This is a genomic window from Halodesulfurarchaeum formicicum, from assembly GCF_001886955.1.
Lineage (GTDB): Archaea > Halobacteriota > Halobacteria > Halobacteriales > Halobacteriaceae > Halodesulfurarchaeum > Halodesulfurarchaeum formicicum.
Window position 1 is genome coordinate 510,102 of record NZ_CP016804.1, and the last position, 15,867, is coordinate 525,968.

Below are 15,867 nucleotides of genomic sequence, written 5' to 3' on the forward strand. Positions count from 1 at the left end.
CTTCGTCTCGATGAGATGAACAAGCGACGCGCGGACCGCCTGGCGGCGATCGTCGTGGGTGCGGTTCTGCTGCTGGGCGGGTTGTGGACCTGGGATCGGTACCAGGCCCAGCAGGCTTTCGAGAGTCAGATGGACGGCATGATGGGGTCGATGATGGACGGGATGGGTACGACACAGGGTACAGACCCCCTGGTCATCGCCGTCGGCACGCTGGTGGTGGCGGGAGTGCTGGGCGGCGGCTATCTCGTCCTGCGAGACGAGTGGACCGAGCCCGACACCCAGGCGGCCCCGCAAATGGGCACGTCCGACATCGAATCCGCTGCCCACGAGGCGGGGGAGGAGTCCGCGGACGTGTCCGCGGACGCCACGTCGAGTGTCGAATCGGTGGCTGGGCTCGAATCACAGCGCGCACTGCTCGATCTGCTGCCCGAAGACGAGCGGCGGATTCTCGAACCCGTTCTGGAATCGCCCGGCCTCACCCAGATCGAAGTCAGGGACCGTTCGGACTTCTCGAAGAGCAAGGTGAGCCAGACGGTCTCCGATTTGGAAAAGCGGGGGCTCGTGTACCGCGAAAAACAGGGGCGGACCTATCGTGTCTACCCGGCCGAGCAATTGCCCGGCGTGACCGAGTGACCGGGCTCGACGAACGGTCTCTGTTCTCAAAAACGCTTAGCTTCGTCGAGAAACGGTTTGCGCTGTTTTCCTGACTTCGTTCACGGCCACGGAGACAACCCCTCCCCGATCTATAGGTTCATTTGCAATGCGACGAACCACACTCGTCCTGATCACTGGGGCGATTATTACGGCACTCGCCGTGGGGGCATTTGCCCCGACCGCGCTTGCCCACTCTGGAACCGACACGCAGACATCGAACCCGTACGGTGACGCCTCGCCGTACGCGGACGCCGAGAACACCACCGACGCTCGCGCCCAGTCCATCGCGTACTGGATGGAAGAGCGCATGGGCCCTGATGGCGTTGCCGCCTTCGAGGAGCAGACCGGCACGACGGTCGAAGCCGTGGCCCAGGGGATGGCCGAGCACATGGTTCCGTGGGGCGGAACCGCATCAGAACGGAGCCAGTACGGTCCGTTCGGGAGTGGCCCGAGCTGGTTCGGGCCGGCCGATAACTACGGGCCCGGTGGATACGGTCCGCAGGCACCCCATCATGGCGGCTACGGCATGGGCGGTCCCGGAATGGGTGGTCACGGCATGGGCGGCCACGGTTCCGGTGGGTACGGCATGGGTGGCTCCGGCTGGGGCGGCTGGTAACTCCGGCCTGGTCCGGACTTCGTTCCGTTTTCGTTGTCCTATTCCGCCATACCAACTGACTTTGGTACCCGTCCCCTATGGGATGGTATGGCACTTAGTGCCCGCAACCGACTCGACGGAACTGTCAAAGAAGTCACGACGGGGGAGGTCATGGCCGAAGTCGTCATCGAACTCGGCGACGGTCAAGAGGTTACCTCGACGATCACCCTGAACTCCTGTGAACGGCTGGATTTGGCCCCGGGTGATGCGGTCTCGGCAGTCATCAAGGCCAGCGAAGTGATGGTCAACAAGGACTGACTCAGAGGACCACGAATCGGAGTACCCAAAGCGAGCCCATTCCCGCGAGCAGCGTCGCGAGGACGTTCTCGGTCCGCCAGGCGATCGCCGCCGCGATTCCGCCCGCCAGAAGCTTGTCCATCGCGGGCCCGCCAGCCCCGTCGAAGGTGAGAAATGCGGGGAAGACCAGGCCAGCGAGGACGGCCGCGGGGACGTATCGAAGGAAGAGCTTCGCCCGGGCTGGGATCTCGTCCAGCCGACCGAACAGCGCGATGAAGGAGACCCTGATCGCGAAGGTCAGCACGCCGATGGCGAGGATGGCAAGCCAGACGATGGGGTCGGGATAGCCCGTGGTCATTGTTTCACCGTTTCGAACGTCGCTCCGGCCAGCACGCCGATCGTGGCCCCGACCGGGAGCCCCAGGTTGAGCGGCAAGCCCGCGCCAATCACCGCGACGCTCCCACCGACGAATGCTGCGGCCATTGTCGCCGAATCCTCCACGGCGGGAACAAGCAGTGCGAGAAAGACCAGCGGGACGGTGAAATCGAGCCCCCAGGAGTCGGGGACCCCGGCCCCGAGGAGGGCCCCCGCGACGGTCATCACCTGCCAGACGAGCCAGATCGGCATCGCGACGCCGACGTAGTAGGACACCCGGTCGACGTCCGGCCCGTTCTCGAAACGGGCGATCGAGAGGGCGTAGGCCTGGTCGGTGAGGACGTAGGCCAGCCCACCCTTCAGGCGGGCCCCGAGGTCCCGGAAGTGTGGGGCGATCGAGGCGGAGTACATGAGCATTCGGAGGTTGATAATTGCCGCCGTCGAGATGACGACCACGAGGGGCGCATCCGTCCGCAGCAGTTCGAGTGCGGCGAGCTGGGCGGCTCCCGCGAAGACCAGGACGGACATCCCGATGGCCAGTTCGAGATCCAGGCCGGCGTTCGCGGCCGCGACTCCGACAACCAGGCCGAAGGGTGCGATACCAAGCAACAGCGGGGCGACGTCCCTGACGCCACGGCGGAGATCTGCAGTGTGCATCGAATCGACTGTGTTGCTCGGGTAGTGGCCGGCCGGCACGTTAAAGGACGTGATCTACAGGCGGAACAGGCCGAGTGCCTCGGGGTCGTACGGAAATCTTCGATTTCCGTGATGACGAGAATCGGAGATTCTCGAACCACTTGACCCTGAGGGTGAAGGCCGTAAGCTCGGCTAAACGTGTTCCGTTCGCTCGATGTACTGTTCAATCGTGCTGGTCGAAACATCACCAGCCGTCCCGACGTAGTACGATTCCTCCCAGAACCCACCGCCCCACAGGTATTCCTGTAATAGAGGTTTGTGCTGTTGCCACATCTCTCCTGCTGTAATGCTCTTGACTGCCCGTACAATCTCGCTCGGGGCGTGTTTGGGATGTGCCGACAGAAACAGGTGTACGTGGTCGGGTGAGATGTGCAACGACAGAATCTCGTAGTTGTACTCGTCGCACACCGCTCGAAAACTCGATTCCAGTGAATCTTCTATCACACCCAGTATTGGGTGTCGATACTTCGGACACCACACAAAGTGGTAGTTGACGTTGTATACCGTGTGGTTTGACCGTTTCTCGCCCATACAGACAGTGCGTGGACAAGATTTAAGCATTTCAGTGAATAAGCAATACGTGTGAGATGACTAAACGACTCACCGTGGACTTCGAGGACAAGCTATACAAGGAGTTCTCGAAGCAATGCATCGACGCTGAGAAAACTAAGTCCGAAGTCGTGCGTGGACTCGTCCAAGACTGGCTCAACGAATCCGAAGAATGACCGACGTACAGACTCTCGTGAAGACGCTGGATTTCCAACTGAACATCCATAGTGACAACGAGAGTCTGCTGGAAGACGCCACGCTCGAATCCCGGTGGGCGTACAACGAAACTATCCGTCTTGCCAAGCAGGGCGTTGACTGGGATGAAATCCCCGACCGTGTGGCCGACGACGCCGACCTCGTGAAAAATACCACACAGCGCGTCGTTGCGAAAGCACTCGGCGCGATGGAAAACTACCACGAGTACGACGACTTCGGCCTGCCGAGCCACACCAAAGACGGCGCGTACCCGCTTCGAGCCAACTACGAAGAAGGCTACAACCTCACGCTCCGAGACGACGGTACTATCGAGTTCCGTATCAGTGCCAAACCGTACAAGCACGTCAATGGCGTGCTGGTGGGCGACGACACCCATCTCGACATTCTGCGGACGGCACTCGCTGGTGACGAGTGGTCCATCGGGACAGCCGAAGCCCTGTTCCACGACGGAACACCTGAGTTGCACGTCAATGTCACGAACACCGAGCGTACCGTCCGAGAGAAACAGGACTCTCGGACAGTCATTGGCGTGGACGTGAACGAAGACAACATGGCACTGTCGGCACTGTCAGCAGAAGGCGTTGAGGATACGCTTGTCATTGACTTCCCCGAAATCAAGTTCGAGCGTCACCGCTACTTCACGATGCGAAAGCGGGTGCAGAACGCCGAGAAACCGAGTATGCACGATACGCTCGAAGGTCGGGAAGAACGGTTCGTCCGTGACCGACTCCACAAGGTGAGCCGTCACATCGTGGAATGGAGCCACCAGTTCGAGAAGCCGTGCATCGTCTTTGAAGACCTCAAAGAGATGCGCGACAGTATCGACTACGGCACTCGGATGAACCGACGCCTGCACCACCTGCCGTTCCGTGCGCTCCAATACTACACGTCGTACAAAGCCGCTTTCGAGGGCGTGCCAACGGCGTGGATTGACCCTGAATACACGAGTCAGCAGTGTCCGATGTGCGGACACACAGAACGGGCGAACCGCCACAGAAAGCGGTTCAAGTGCCGGTCGTGCCAGCATCAGGACCACGCCGACCGAAGTGCGAGCGTCAACATCGCTGTGAAAGGTATCGAGAAGCATCAAGACTGGAATGTGCCTGCTCTCAACAGCCTTCCCCAAGTGCGGAAGGTGCGACGGCAGGCATCGGGGGCCGTGGACGCCCCGACCGTGACCTCGGATACCGCGAGAGGGCACCATCCCAATGGTATCCGAGGCGTGTCCGACTAATCCACGGGAAGCCTCGGGGCTTGACCCCGAGGCGGTTCACTCGACCCGGAGGTCTTTAGGCGTCCCTCGATTAGAACTCTCTATGCGCCTGTTCCGGTCGAGTGAGCTCCTCGGCATCGCGAGAGAGACGATGGAGTTCACCCTCGAGGCCTGTGAGGCGACCCATCCCAACGAGTACATGGGCTTTCTCCGGGCTGAAGACGCCAGCAAACTGGGCCTCGACCGGACCGGCCAGGTCATCACGGACGTGCTTGTGATTCCCGGTACGGAGTCCAGTCCGGTGAGCGCCTCGGTCCGCTCTCACATGAAGCCAAACGACATGCGATCGGTCGGATCGGTCCATTCACACCCAAACGGCGTCCTCCAGCCGAGCGACGCCGACCTGGCCACGTTCGGGCAGGGCCAGGTCCACATCATCGTCGGCGCGCCCTACGGCTGGGGGGACTGGAAGGTCTTCGACAACGACGGCCGGCAGACCACCCTTGAGGTCCTCGACATCGAACTCCCCGAGGAGCACTTCTTCGATTTCACCCAGGCGGAGATCGACGCCGAACTGGCCGCTGAAGGCCGGCTGGACGAGGCGGATCGGGATGATCGCCACTGAGCTACTGACCGCTTTTCCTGGGCGAAAACTCCGTCGTCACTGGCCGAACGGTGATGCCGCCCTCGGGTGAAGCGACCACCAGGACACGGCTGTCCCGTTCGAGTTGACAGGCCTCGAAGACCGCCTCGTCGAGTTCGATGGTCCCGTCGGCATCGATTTCGTGCACGCCGATCATCGTCCGCTCTGCTGTCATGGCCCGAGATTGTGCCGGGAGCCCCATCTGCGTGCCGATCACCCACGATGAACCAGCGCGATGTCGGCCTCGACTTCGGTGAGGTGCTGGAAGGTCGGCGGCGAGAGGATCCGGGAGGCGACCGACCGGTCCGTACTCGATCCCACGAAGACCACGTCGTAGTACCTGGCGTTGTGCTCCAGAAATCGTCCGACTGGCCCCCGGGCGACCCGGGTCTCGATGCTCGAATCGAAGGAGTCGACCAGTTCAGCGAGCATGGTTTCGGCCTCCCGGCGTCGTTCGCGTTCCTCGATGGTGTGGGCGACACTCACCCGTTCGGGGGCAGTGGCGATCCGGGTGGCAAAGTCGATCATCGCGCGGGAGGTCTTCCCGGGACCTCTGACGAGGACGAGGATCCGACTCCAGCTCGTCGCCTCCTCGGCGGCGTGAAAGGCGATCGCGTCGATGTCGCCGCTGAAGATCCCCACGAGGTAATCGGTCGGATCGGCCAGCGCGCCCTCGTGGCTGGTGACGATCAGATCACAGTTCAGGGCCGCGGCCGCGGCGCGGATGCCCTCCGGGTCGTCCGGTTCTCCCGGCTCGATGGCCACCTCACAGGGGACATCGACGGTGTCCTCGATGGCGGTGCGAACCTGGTTGACCGCGGCGATATCCGGGGTGGGTGTCCGTGGGTCTTCGCCCTCGGCACCGGGTACTGGCACCATGGTCGGTTCAAGTTCGAATTGTGGGGCTGGAAGCTCCTGTCTTGGAGAGGCGCGGTAGAGGACGACCGTTCCAGCCTCGTGTGCCGCGGCGAGGAGCGCTCCGAACTGCCCAGTCTCCGCGTCCGCGAGACGGTCACGAACTGGGATGAGTACTCGATCGTCGCTCGTGACCGTGCGGTAGAGAAACTGGCCCCGCTGCTCGTAGATCCGGTCGTGCCAGACCAGGTAGACCCCGGCGACAAGGGAACTGGACAGGCCGATCGCGATGACGTAGGTCAAATTGGTGCCGGCCACCAGTGCCAGAAGCGCCGCGGAGAAGGCCACCGGCACTTCGAGCTTCAGCGCCCACGTTGTGAGCGTGGTGAGCGCCACGGCGAGGGCTGTCGCGCCGGCGTGGACCTCCATCTCTCCCGGCGGCACCGTATACCAGAGCGCCGTGGCGATCTTGAGCGCGACCCAGCCGGAGAACGCACCCAGGGTCATCCCACCGACAAAGCGTCGGGGTTCGGCATAGATGCTCTCCGGGTTGGCAAAGAGGGTGTAGGTGCCCGAGGCCAGCGGTGGGTAGATGACGAACGGAAGCAAGGAGATGGAATTCGAGAGGAACGTAAGCCCGGCCAGGAGGAGCGGGACGACGAACAGGACCATCAGGTGCAGGAGGATGTCGGTGCTGGTCACTCGCTGGCGGGCCGCCTCGAGCAACCGACGGCCGATCGCTCGCTTTGCTTCCCGCAACTCCGGCTCTCCCCATCGCTCCCCGCGTGCCATACGCCCGGAGTGTGGGGGGCGGGCAGTTGAACGCACCGATCGTCGGCGATAATCAGCGACTAACTGAATTGTTAGGTATCTCCTTATCCCGGCGATACCGGAACCGGACCCATTTAAGCAATGGGCCCGTAGGTAGCAGTGATTGCTCTGAGGCCCAGCGCCGACCTCGGGGTAACGGGTACACATGACTGGTCAGGTATTCCGACTTTCCGCGTCGTTCGAACTCCCGCTCGAGGATCTCGAGGCCTATCTCGAGGATCCAGACCTTCCCCCGGAAATCGAATCCCTCGAGCGGACGAGACGAAACAACATCTTGCTCATCAAGGCCGTGGCCGCGGGGGACGGCGTGGGCAAGTACACGCCGACGGCCCAGCTCAAAGCGAGCATCGAGGAGAAACGCGTCTACGAGGAGGAGCCCCCACGGGGCCGCCGCTGGAACGCCCTCGACGAGGACGAGGAGATCCCGAGCGAACTCGTCACGATGGCCTCTTTCAGCGGGGACCGCGAGGCGGTCCTCCAGAACACGGCGCTGCAGTACGAGATGTTCACCGTTCTGCGTGACATCGCGTTGCTCGACACCGAGGGCACGCTCACCGCGATCACCGCGATCGATGGCACCCTCGAACCGCTGAAGATCGTCGACGGCGAGCCGACCGCCGCCACTGTCGAGGTCGTCGAGGAACCGGTCGAACCGGGCGGGGACGGCGAGGACGGCGGCGTCGACTGGCGAGAGAACCCCTACATTTCCGAGTAGGCCCAACTCGGGGCCGATGCCAACCGTTTTCCTGCCGCCCTTCGAGAAGACAGGTATGCAACTGTCGCCGATGCAGCTTTCGGATCTGGATGCCGATCGTCGGGCCGCGCTCGTCGATCGGGATTCCGGGGTCGAGGCCGAACGGGAGACCGTCCGGGAGATCATCGAACAGGTCAGAGCCGACGGCGACGCCGCACTCAAGGAATTGAGCAGTCGCTTCGACGGCGTCGAGGTCGAGTCGATCGAGGTCACAGCGCGAATCGACGAGGCGGGTTCGGCACTGGATTCCGACATCAAAGCAGCGATCGAAACCGCCGCCGCGAACATCCGCGAGTTCCACGCCGCGGAGGTGCCGGAGGACTGGCGTGCGGATTTTGACGGCCGGGAACTGGGTCGTCGGTTCCGGCCCCTCGATCGAGTCGGGATCTACGCCCCGGGTGGGACCGCCGCGTACCCGTCGAGCGTGCTCATGGGTGTGATTCCCGCGAAGGTCGCCGGGGTCGAGGAGGTCGTGGTCGCGACGCCGCCGGCCGAGGAGATCCACCCGGCGACCCTCTACGCGGCCGACGTCGCTGAGGCCGATGCGGTCTACCAGATCGGTGGGGCACAGGCCATCGCGGCGCTGGCTTACGGAACCGAGTCGGTGGAACCAGTTCAGAAGATCGCCGGGCCCGGCAATCGGTTCGTGACCGCGGCGAAGGCCGAAGTCCAGGGCGACGCGGCGATCGACTTCCTGGCGGGCCCCAGTGAACTGCTCGCGATCGCCGACGACACCGCCGATCCGGCCGCCGTGGCGGCGGACATGCTCGCCCAGGCCGAGCACGATCCCGACTCCTCGGTGGTCGCCATCACGGACGACGCGGCGGTCGCTGATTCCATCCGGGCCGCGATCGACGCCCAGATCCCGGAGCGTAATCGGGCAGAAACCATCGAGGCGGCCCTGGATGGCGCTCAATCCGCGATCCTCGTCGCCGATTCGCTGTCGGCGGCCGCGACCTTCGCCGAGGCCTATGCGGCCGAGCACCTCTCGATCCAGACGGCCGACGACGAGGCGGTACTCGATGCCATCGATAGCGCTGGCTCGGTGTTCCTGGGCCATCAGACGCCGGTGGCTGCTGGGGACTACGCGACTGGGACGAACCACGTCCTGCCGACCGGTGGCCAGGCGAAAATCGTCGGTGGGCTCTCCGTCGATACCTTCCTTCGGGCGACGACCGTCCAGCGACTGGACGAGGATTCACTCTCGGGACTCGCCGACACGATTCGGACCCTCGCGACGACCGAGGGACTCGACGCCCACGAGGCGAGTGTCTCGGTCCGGCTCGAGGACTGATCAGGCCTCGGGCTCTTCGAGTTCGAAGGCGACCTCCAGTTCGACCTGGTACTGTCGGCCCTCGACGGAGGCGACCTCGACGCCCATCTCGGTTACTTCGGCCCACATGACGTTGTCGAGTGTCATCTCCGCCCGGTCGACGGCGTTGTCGGCGGCGGCTTCGAAACTCTCCTCGCTCGTCCCGGTCAGGGTGATCTTCTTGAAGACCATCGAGTGAGTGTATGGTTTGATCACCGATAAAACTACGCGCCGGTGAGGGGGTTCGGGACTGTCAGCTTCGCGAGAGATGTCCCGCCAGCATCGCGGTCATGGCGTCGACACGTGTGCTCCCGAGGATGCCGACGAGCACCGCTCCCACCACGTCAAAGATCAAATCAAGCATAGTGTCGCCGACCCCGTACTGGGTGAGCACGGGTTCCGCGCCGAGCCACAGGGAGAGTTCGGCGATCACGAACTCCGCGACCTCCCAGAGCACGCCGAAGGCGATCACCAGGACGACGATGAGCGCGAACTCGAATCGTCGCGGGAACTCGACGTTCTCGACGTGTCCCTGGAGGGCCCGAACGGTTGCGTAGCCCGCCCCGGCCACGAGCGAGGCCGAGACCATGTGTGTGAGGTGGTCCCACCACCACACCGACTGATAGACGTTCTGCTCCATACCCGGCAAGCCGACCGCACCGAGCGTGTGTAAGAACACCGCTGCGGTGATCCAGAGGGTCAATGCTGGGTCCATCGGGAGTTGGTAGTCACGGCTGATGATCGCGGGAAGGGTCGTTATCACCAGCCCCAGCGTCGAGTTTACGATGATACCCACGTCGATCTCGTAGAGTCCGACGAAGAGAAAGCCCACGAGAGAGAGCTGCATGAGTCGACTGATCTGGGCCTGCCGTTTTCGGTCGATGCCCAGGCGCTCGCGGATTTTCATTCGATCGCCTCCGCGATTTCCGGGGGGAGGCGGCTCCGGCCGGCGGCGAGTCGTCTGAAGTACCACGCGAAGATGAACCCGGCAAACAGGCCGGCCAGCGTTGCGCCCACGAAGTCCCACATCAGCGCCTCCAGCGCGATCTGCTCGACGGCCGGGGTGACCGGTGGCGGTGTCGGGTACACCATCGTCGTCCCCAGGAAGATATCGGAGAGCCACCTGAGTACGGCCCAGATGCCCGCGGTCGCCATCGTGGTGACGCCCACGAAGATCACGGCGAACCAGGTAGTCATGCGGACCGGCGTGAACACGTCCAGGTCCACCGCAACTACCAGGGCCACTGCCGCGACCCCCAGGTAGGCCGCGATGGTCCCGAGGAGGCCGCCGAAGAATCCACGGACGAAAAGCGGGAGGATCACGAGCCCCAGCACCTCCCAGGGCAACATAACCAGCGGGTTTCGGAACGTGAGTGGCGGAAAGATCGCGAGCCCGAGGACGATCACGGCGATTGCCACCCAGACCCAGTCCGCGTCGATCGCACTCTTGGTTCCCACGAGCGCGATCGCCAGGAGCAGGAGCCAGCCCAGCGCGGCGTTGAGGCGCGTCTCGCTCATCACCGCAGCGAGCTCACCGGTTCGTGCCATTGGGTATCCTTCGCGTGGGACGGTTAGGAAAGCTTCGTCTCAGAGACCGATGAGGAGGTACGCGCCGGTGTAAGCCACGCCAGCTAGCGTGATCGCCGTGAGGCCGGTGATCGCCCAGGACAGCGGGGCCCGACGGTTTCGGGGAACGAGTCCGATCAGGCCGACGGCCGTGACCCCGAAGACGAACTGGTAGGACTCCGCGAGTGTGGGGGCTGGGATCACGAACGCGAACAGCGCGAAGACTGCCCCGAGGGCGGCACGGGGCCGCACTCGCTCGACGATCGAATCCCCCCGCAGCCACGTCACGGCGGCGAGTCCGAGCCAGATCGCCCCGAGTTCCAGGAAGAAGGCCGCAAGCAGGTGCACAGTGGGATCGGGGGCGAGCGTGACCCGGCCGGTCAGGACCTCGAACCCGGCGGGATAGAGGAGCCAGGGCGGATCCCCAGTTACGAGGTCACCGAACGGGTGGCTGAACAGGGCGATGCCCGCCGCCAGAGTCACGGCGGGCCAGGGAACCGATAGCCTGCCAGCTGCGATCCCCAGCAGGACCGCTCCGAGGACGAAGGGGACGACGATCGTTGGTTGGCCCGCTGGGAGTGTCAAAAGCGCCCCGGTGAGACCCAGCGCGAGCCCGAGACCAGCAAGTCGGTGCCGACCACGGGCGGCGACGAGCCCCACCGTCGCCGCGATTGGTGCGGCCACGACCAGCGAGTGGGTGATCGATCGGTGGGCTGCGGCCCCGTCCCAGAAGGCTTCCACAGGCACACCGCCCAGACTCACGCCCCCCAAAAGTGTGGGAAGCGCGTAGAGCACATCGACGTCCGGGAGGGTCGCCGCGACAGCCGCGACGGTCCCAAGTGCCAGCGCTCGCTCGCGGGAGAAGCCGAATCCGTAGGCCCCGAGGCCGACCAGGGCGAGGGCGAGCGCGGCGTGGCCGACGAACATGGTATCCGCTATGGTCGCCGACCGCTTAAAGTCGTTTCTCGGTGTGAGACACTCACAGGCTGGAGACGCCAGTTTCGGTGACCAGGGTGTCGATTAGCCGGATCGGCGTCGCGTCGTAGGCCGGATTCGCCACGTCGAAGCCCTCCGGTGGCTCGCGGATGACCTCGCTTGGCGGTCGGAAGTCGTTCTCGAAGCGAAAGCCCTCCTCGACGACCTTCGCGCTCGAACCGGTGACGGTAACGGGGACGTTTCGGTCGGCCGCCGTGGCGGCGATGGGGTAGGTCCCGACGCGGTTGTAGAGTTCGTCCTCGACGATGCAGTCCATCCCGATGATGACCTCGTCGATCTCCGAGAGGTAATAGCCCGCGGCGCTGTCGACGATCAGTGTCGTCTCGATCCGGTCGATCTCGCCCAGCACGCGGGCGGTCTTGCGCCCGAGGTGCCGGGGCCTGGCCTCGGTGACAAACACCTGGAGGTGTTTCCCGTCCCGGGCCGCGGCTTCGAGTGCCTCCAGCACGGTCGAGGAGTAGTCGTGGGTGAGGATGGTCGCCCCGTCCTCGATCCGGTCGGCCGTGGCCTCGGCGGCCCGGTGTTTGGCCGTCTCGATCGTGGAGACGACGGCCTCGATGGCCCCTTCGGTGCGGGCCTTGGCTGCGGGCACGGTGTCCGGATCGGCCTCCCGGACCGTCTCGATGATCTCCCGCTGGGTCGTCACCAGCGAGGCGTGTGAGGGGTTGGCTCGGCGCAGCGCGGAACTGTTGTGTTCCAGTTCGCGGAGGTACTCCTCGACGCTCGGGTACTCGCGGTCGAGCAGTTCTTCGAGGGCGTGGGCGGCATTCGCCGCGACGACCGAGGAGCTGTGGGTCCGCATCGAACGGATCTCCTCGGCGGTCTCATCGATCATACGAACTCTCGGCTCCGACTCGGCAAAAAGCTCCCGACAGGCTCACCCCTTGATGTTCAACACCGGGAAGGTCCGGGCGACCGGGTCGCCGATACCCAGTTCTTTGGAGACTCGAATCACCTCGTCGATGTCCTTGTAGACACCCGGAGCCTCCTCGGCGATCGTGGCCCCGCTCTGAGCGCGGACGTAGATGTGATCTCGGCTCTCGAGTTCTTCCTGGACGTCCTCGCCCCAGAACTCCTGTTTGGCCTGGGTTCGGCTCATCAGTCGGCCGGCACCGTGGGCCGTCGAACCGAACGATCGCTCCATGGAGTGCTCGCCGCCCCGGAGCACGTAGCTGCCGGCGCCCATCGAGCCCGGAATAATGACGGGCTGGCCCACGTCGCGGTACTGCTCGGGAACGTCGGGGTGGCCCGCGGGGAAGGCCCGCGTGGCCCCCTTCCGGTGGACGTACAGCTCTTTTTCCTCGCCGTCGATCTCGTGGGTCTCCTTCTTGGCGATGTTGTGGGCCACGTCGTAGAGCAGGTCCATCTCCATGTCCTGCCAGTCCCGGTCGAAGACCTCGGCGAAGGTCTGTCTGGTCTGGTAGGTGATGAGCTGGCGATTCACCCACGCGAAGTTGATCGCCGCGTTCATCGCCCCGTAGTACTCCGCGGCGAGTTCGCTCCCGGCCGGTGCGGCGGCCAACTCGCGGTCCGGAAGGGATTCGAGCAGGTCGCCGTGGCGCTTTTCGATCTTCCGGAGGTAGTCCGTACACACCTGATGGCCCAGTCCGCGTGACCCACAGTGGATGAGCACGACTAGCTGGTTCGGTTCGAGTCCGAACGCATCTGCGACCTCCTCCTCGTAGACGTCGGTCACCTCCTGGACTTCGAGGAAGTGGTTCCCGCTCCCGAGGCTGCCGATCTGCTTGCGCCCCCGATTTTTGGCTTCTTCGGAGACCATGCTCGGGTCGGCTTCCTCGCGGAAGCCGTTGTCCTCGCAGTGTTCCAGATCCGACTCGACGGCATACCCCTCTTCGAGGGCCCACTGCATGCCCCGGTCGAGAATCGACTCGATCGTGCTCGTCGTCCCCTGGATCACTCCCCCCGCGCCGAGGCCCGACGGGACCGCCTCGAAGAGGGCGTCGACGAGTTGTTCTTCCTTCCCGGCGAGGTCCTCGCGGGTCAGGTTCGTCCGGATCATTCTGACGCCGCAGTTTGAGACCACGAACCCGTTCGCGACGAAGTTGTGAGCGTCGTGCTCGACGCCGATGTCGTAGACTGGCTTGGTTCCGGCGGATGTGATCGACGCAATTTCGACCGGGATGGTCATGTCCTCGGCGACCGGATGGCGGTCGGCAAACGTCTCGAAGTCGGGGAAATCGGCGGCCGGCCGCGGTCGGCCCTCCCGCTGGTCGTAGATACTCCGCTCCAGGAATCGTCTGTTCACCGCGTCGAAACGGTCCTCGATCGATCCGATCGGTTCGCCGCCGTCGGCCAGTGTGGCCGCCTCGTTTGCGATCGACGCGCGTAATTGGATGTGTCGTTCCTTTGCCTTCAGGTACTGGGCCGCCTGGAGCGCTCGCTTTTGTTTTGCTTCGTTGTACCGGTACCCCACCCGCGTGAAAAACCGGATCAAGTTGTCCGGCGTACTCGAAACGCCGAATCGGAACCGGACACTCGTTCCACCCGCTCGTTCGGTGCGCTCGACGGTCTCGATCTCGTTCGTCTCGATCCCCAGATCGCCGAGCAGGGACTTGAGGGCTGTGAGGAAGTCCTTCCCTGCCGACTCGACACGCTCCAGTCGATTGTGAGAGACGGTCGGCGCGTAGAAGTTCGTGGCCGAGGCGGTATCGGGACGACTCATCTCGGCCCCGAAGAATGCCGAGAGGTAGAGTGCCTGCTGCCAGCCTGCAAGCTGATCGAGGAAGGCTGGAACCCCGAAGGTCGACTCGACCTTTCGTCCCTCCGGAGCGCCGAGCCGTTTGAGCAGCGCGGCAACGGAACTCGCCGTTGCCCGGACGCTGTACTCGGTTCGCTCGAAGGATTCGCCGTCGATCGTGTGGGTCCGCTCGCGCTCGTAGATCTTCGAGGGGGTGAACCCGAGTGCCTCGATGTCGTCCTGGATCGATTCGAGGTCAGCCGGGTCCCCGTAGAACCAGGTCTGTGAGCCGCTGAATGAACCGTCCCCGGTGTGGAACCCGAGCAGCTTCAGGAGGTGATTGAAGGCGTCGTCGTCAGTTTTGAGCGGTAACAGATCCCGTTTCTCGAGAGCTCGGACGAGTTGTGGATCCTCGTCCGCGAAGTCCTCGGCGGTCAGCACGGTCTTTGCGGGTGGGGTTTCGTCCGGCAATCCCTCGAACGGATGTACCGAAACGGTGTCACCTTCCTGCAGCTCCTCGACAGTGACCATCCCGTCCGGAGTTCGGAAGGGGTGATCGGGGCTGGCCTCGATCCGATCGCCAGTCTCGGTCGCTACTTCGACGACGGGTTTTTCGTCCGTGGTGAACAGCTGAATCGAGGAATCGATGGGTCGATCGCCGATGACCCGTGCGTTTTCGGTGGCAAAATCCGGTGCCAGGTCCTCGATTTGTCGACGGCGGCCGAACGAGAGGACCACCTCGCTGTCTCCGGCTAGGCAGTTGATGTCATAGCCCACACCGCCAGGACTGATTACCCCATCTTCAGCACTTATGGCAGCGACGCCCCCCACCGGAAATCCATAACCCTGGTGGGCGTCGGGCATGGCCAGCGCGGGGGACTCGATACCCGGTAGATGGGCCACGTTCTGGAGCTGTTCGAGGGATTTGTCATCGGCGATCTCTTCCAGCAGGGATTCGCTCGCCAACACCCGGGCCGGGACGTTCATCCCGCCGGTCTGCTCGATTTCCCAGGTGAAGGGGGCGACCTGCTCCAGGGTGAGCCCGTCGGTCTCGAATGTCTTCATAGATGACAGCTAGGCCCGGGCGTACAAAGCTTTGGCCGGTCGGATCGATTTCAAACGTCCAGGACGACGTAGGCGTGCCACCGGCCGTCCTGTTGACTGAGGTCCATCTCGGAGTACGTGGCCGCTTTCACCTCCCTGGCAGCGATCGACTGAAGTGGGACCCCCCGGAATCGCGCCTCGACCTGCCACTCGCCGTTTTCCTCCGTCACCCTGGCCTCGTTGTCGACCGGCAACACGCTCTCGACGTCCCGCAGGTAGATCAGCCGGTCGAGGTAGTCAAAGAGCAGTGCACTCGTGCTCTCGGCGGTGACCGAAAACTCGTGTGTCGAGCCGCCGTCTTCGGGCAGCGTATCGACGTGGGCCGCTGCCAGTCCCTCTGCGGTGGCCCCGAAAACCGCGGAGATGCTGTCCCCGGTCGCTTCCACGGCCACGTCGGCGGTGTGAGACCTGAGTTCGAACTCGCCCGACGCCGGCTGACCGTCCCCTGTGTGACTGTTCATCCCCATACGATACCTGCCGGTGGGCGGAGGTATTATGTTTCGGGACGGGATA

20 protein-coding genes and 1 pseudogene are annotated in these 15,867 nt (G+C 63.9%); 8 read left to right on the forward strand and 13 right to left on the reverse strand.

What is annotated here, in order from left to right; all coding sequences use genetic code 11:
• Positions 1 to 15 precede the first annotated feature (15 nt).
• The 3 genes from HSR6_RS02625 to HSR6_RS02635 all read left to right on the forward strand — a co-directional run bounded on the left by HSR6_RS02625 (position 16) and on the right by HSR6_RS02635 (position 1,567).
• Positions 16 to 633 (forward strand): helix-turn-helix transcriptional regulator, encoded by a 618-nt coding sequence (locus HSR6_RS02625; protein WP_071932717.1) that lies wholly within the window; start codon positions 16 to 18, stop codon positions 631 to 633.
• Positions 634 to 760: 127 nt separating this feature from the next.
• Positions 761 to 1,270, forward strand: a complete 510-nt coding sequence (locus HSR6_RS02630; RefSeq protein WP_071932718.1) for a hypothetical protein — start codon at positions 761 to 763, stop codon at positions 1,268 to 1,270.
• Between the two features lie 87 nt (positions 1,271 to 1,357).
• Entirely contained in the window at positions 1,358 to 1,567 is a 210-nt protein-coding gene (locus HSR6_RS02635; protein WP_070364493.1) for a TOBE domain-containing protein, read from the forward strand.
• A 1-nt stretch (position 1,568) separates the two neighbouring features.
• On the opposite strand, the gene HSR6_RS02640 is transcribed toward HSR6_RS02635, so the two are convergent.
• The 3 genes from HSR6_RS02640 to tnpA all read right to left on the reverse strand — a co-directional run bounded on the left by HSR6_RS02640 (position 1,569) and on the right by tnpA (position 3,148).
• A complete protein-coding gene (locus HSR6_RS02640; RefSeq protein WP_071932719.1) occupies positions 1,569 to 1,904 on the reverse strand; it encodes an AzlD domain-containing protein in 336 nt (111 codons plus the stop codon).
• Positions 1,901 to 2,578 carry an AzlC family ABC transporter permease gene (locus tag HSR6_RS02645; RefSeq protein ID WP_071933615.1) on the reverse strand — a complete coding sequence of 226 codons (678 nt, stop codon included), beginning with the start codon at positions 2,576 to 2,578 and terminating at the stop codon, positions 1,901 to 1,903. Before HSR6_RS02645 ends, HSR6_RS02640 begins: the two co-directional genes overlap by 4 nt.
• A 171-nt stretch (positions 2,579 to 2,749) precedes the next feature.
• Positions 2,750 to 3,148: an IS200/IS605 family transposase gene (gene tnpA, locus HSR6_RS02650; RefSeq protein WP_071932720.1), complete on the reverse strand. Its 399-nt coding sequence runs from the start codon at positions 3,146 to 3,148 to the stop codon at positions 2,750 to 2,752.
• A 56-nt stretch (positions 3,149 to 3,204) separates the two neighbouring features.
• On the opposite strand from tnpA, the gene HSR6_RS10845 reads away from it, so the two are divergent.
• The 3 genes from HSR6_RS10845 to HSR6_RS02660 all read left to right on the forward strand — a co-directional run bounded on the left by HSR6_RS10845 (position 3,205) and on the right by HSR6_RS02660 (position 5,220).
• Positions 3,205 to 3,342, forward strand: coding sequence for a plasmid partition protein ParG (locus HSR6_RS10845; RefSeq protein ID WP_148661793.1), 138 nt, complete (start codon positions 3,205 to 3,207; stop codon positions 3,340 to 3,342).
• Entirely contained in the window at positions 3,339 to 4,616 is a 1,278-nt protein-coding gene (locus HSR6_RS02655) for an RNA-guided endonuclease TnpB family protein (RefSeq protein WP_071932721.1), read from the forward strand. Before HSR6_RS10845 ends, HSR6_RS02655 begins: the two co-directional genes overlap by 4 nt.
• A gap of 82 nt (positions 4,617 to 4,698) precedes the next feature.
• The gene (locus HSR6_RS02660; protein ID WP_071932722.1) at positions 4,699 to 5,220 is read left to right on the forward strand and encodes a Mov34/MPN/PAD-1 family protein; all 522 of its coding nucleotides are present in this window, start codon (positions 4,699 to 4,701) and stop codon (positions 5,218 to 5,220) included.
• 1 nt (position 5,221) lies between these two features.
• Here HSR6_RS02660 and HSR6_RS02665 read toward each other — a convergent pair whose 3' ends face one another.
• On the reverse strand, positions 5,222 to 5,413 hold the full coding sequence (locus HSR6_RS02665) for a hypothetical protein (RefSeq protein ID WP_070364496.1): 192 nt from the start codon (positions 5,411 to 5,413) through the stop codon (positions 5,222 to 5,224).
• A 38-nt stretch (positions 5,414 to 5,451) separates the two neighbouring features.
• Positions 5,452 to 6,885, reverse strand: a complete 1,434-nt coding sequence (locus tag HSR6_RS02670; protein WP_070364497.1) for an HPP family protein — start codon at positions 6,883 to 6,885, stop codon at positions 5,452 to 5,454.
• Between the two features lie 184 nt (positions 6,886 to 7,069).
• Between HSR6_RS02670 and HSR6_RS02675 the strand changes: the two genes are divergently transcribed.
• A complete protein-coding gene (locus HSR6_RS02675; protein ID WP_070364498.1) occupies positions 7,070 to 7,639 on the forward strand; it encodes a DUF7110 family protein in 570 nt (189 codons plus the stop codon).
• A gap of 61 nt (positions 7,640 to 7,700) precedes the next feature.
• Positions 7,701 to 8,972 (forward strand): histidinol dehydrogenase, encoded by a 1,272-nt coding sequence (gene hisD / locus HSR6_RS02680; protein WP_199399078.1) that lies wholly within the window; start codon positions 7,701 to 7,703, stop codon positions 8,970 to 8,972.
• Here hisD and HSR6_RS02685 read toward each other — a convergent pair whose 3' ends face one another.
• From HSR6_RS02685 to HSR6_RS02715, 8 genes and pseudogenes are all read right to left on the reverse strand, one after another.
• Positions 8,973 to 9,182, reverse strand: coding sequence for a dodecin (locus HSR6_RS02685; protein ID WP_070364500.1), 210 nt, complete (start codon positions 9,180 to 9,182; stop codon positions 8,973 to 8,975).
• A 61-nt stretch (positions 9,183 to 9,243) separates the two neighbouring features.
• Positions 9,244 to 9,897 (reverse strand): hypothetical protein, encoded by a 654-nt coding sequence (locus HSR6_RS02690; RefSeq protein ID WP_071932724.1) that lies wholly within the window; start codon positions 9,895 to 9,897, stop codon positions 9,244 to 9,246.
• Positions 9,894 to 10,538: a hypothetical protein gene (locus HSR6_RS02695; RefSeq protein ID WP_071932725.1), complete on the reverse strand. Its 645-nt coding sequence runs from the start codon at positions 10,536 to 10,538 to the stop codon at positions 9,894 to 9,896. Before HSR6_RS02695 ends, HSR6_RS02690 begins: the two co-directional genes overlap by 4 nt.
• A 39-nt stretch (positions 10,539 to 10,577) precedes the next feature.
• The gene (locus tag HSR6_RS02700) at positions 10,578 to 11,483 is read right to left on the reverse strand and encodes a metal-dependent hydrolase (RefSeq protein ID WP_070364503.1); all 906 of its coding nucleotides are present in this window, start codon (positions 11,481 to 11,483) and stop codon (positions 10,578 to 10,580) included.
• A gap of 52 nt (positions 11,484 to 11,535) precedes the next feature.
• Positions 11,536 to 12,387 (reverse strand): translation initiation factor eIF-2B, encoded by an 852-nt coding sequence (locus HSR6_RS02705; protein ID WP_071932726.1) that lies wholly within the window; start codon positions 12,385 to 12,387, stop codon positions 11,536 to 11,538.
• A gap of 42 nt (positions 12,388 to 12,429) precedes the next feature.
• The gene (locus tag HSR6_RS02710) at positions 12,430 to 15,027 is read right to left on the reverse strand and encodes an RtcB family protein (RefSeq protein ID WP_335589190.1); all 2,598 of its coding nucleotides are present in this window, start codon (positions 15,025 to 15,027) and stop codon (positions 12,430 to 12,432) included.
• Positions 15,007 to 15,315, reverse strand: a pseudogene (locus HSR6_RS11345) (RtcB family protein); the annotation flags it as partial. The gene HSR6_RS02710 and the pseudogene HSR6_RS11345, both read right to left, overlap by 21 nt.
• Before the next feature lie 50 nt (positions 15,316 to 15,365).
• Positions 15,366 to 15,815: an archease gene (locus HSR6_RS02715; protein WP_071933616.1), complete on the reverse strand. Its 450-nt coding sequence runs from the start codon at positions 15,813 to 15,815 to the stop codon at positions 15,366 to 15,368.
• Positions 15,816 to 15,867 lie beyond the last annotated feature (52 nt).

Bases quoted from the DNA above. Each gene is read 5' to 3' on its own strand.
- HSR6_RS02625 (WP_071932717.1), top strand. From the start codon at position 16: ATGAACAAGCGACGCGCGGACCGCCTGGCGGCGATCGTCGTGGGTGCG.
- HSR6_RS02630 (WP_071932718.1), top strand. From the start codon at position 761: ATGCGACGAACCACACTCGTCCTGATCACTGGGGCGATTATTACGGCA.
- HSR6_RS02635 (WP_070364493.1), top strand. From the start codon at position 1,358: ATGGCACTTAGTGCCCGCAACCGACTCGACGGAACTGTCAAAGAAGTC.
- HSR6_RS02640 (WP_071932719.1), bottom strand. From the start codon at position 1,904: ATGACCACGGGCTATCCCGACCCCATCGTCTGGCTTGCCATCCTCGCC.
- HSR6_RS02645 (WP_071933615.1), bottom strand. From the start codon at position 2,578: ATGCACACTGCAGATCTCCGCCGTGGCGTCAGGGACGTCGCCCCGCTG.
- tnpA (WP_071932720.1), bottom strand. From the start codon at position 3,148: ATGGGCGAGAAACGGTCAAACCACACGGTATACAACGTCAACTACCAC.
- HSR6_RS10845 (WP_148661793.1), top strand. From the start codon at position 3,205: ATGACTAAACGACTCACCGTGGACTTCGAGGACAAGCTATACAAGGAG.
- HSR6_RS02655 (WP_071932721.1), top strand. From the start codon at position 3,339: ATGACCGACGTACAGACTCTCGTGAAGACGCTGGATTTCCAACTGAAC.
- HSR6_RS02660 (WP_071932722.1), top strand. From the start codon at position 4,699: ATGCGCCTGTTCCGGTCGAGTGAGCTCCTCGGCATCGCGAGAGAGACG.
- HSR6_RS02665 (WP_070364496.1), bottom strand. From the start codon at position 5,413: ATGACAGCAGAGCGGACGATGATCGGCGTGCACGAAATCGATGCCGAC.
- HSR6_RS02670 (WP_070364497.1), bottom strand. From the start codon at position 6,885: ATGGCACGCGGGGAGCGATGGGGAGAGCCGGAGTTGCGGGAAGCAAAG.
- HSR6_RS02675 (WP_070364498.1), top strand. From the start codon at position 7,070: ATGACTGGTCAGGTATTCCGACTTTCCGCGTCGTTCGAACTCCCGCTC.
- HSR6_RS02685 (WP_070364500.1), bottom strand. From the start codon at position 9,182: ATGGTCTTCAAGAAGATCACCCTGACCGGGACGAGCGAGGAGAGTTTC.
- HSR6_RS02690 (WP_071932724.1), bottom strand. From the start codon at position 9,897: ATGAAAATCCGCGAGCGCCTGGGCATCGACCGAAAACGGCAGGCCCAG.
- HSR6_RS02695 (WP_071932725.1), bottom strand. From the start codon at position 10,538: ATGGCACGAACCGGTGAGCTCGCTGCGGTGATGAGCGAGACGCGCCTC.
- HSR6_RS02700 (WP_070364503.1), bottom strand. From the start codon at position 11,483: ATGTTCGTCGGCCACGCCGCGCTCGCCCTCGCCCTGGTCGGCCTCGGG.
- HSR6_RS02705 (WP_071932726.1), bottom strand. From the start codon at position 12,387: ATGATCGATGAGACCGCCGAGGAGATCCGTTCGATGCGGACCCACAGC.
- HSR6_RS02715 (WP_071933616.1), bottom strand. From the start codon at position 15,815: ATGAACAGTCACACAGGGGACGGTCAGCCGGCGTCGGGCGAGTTCGAA.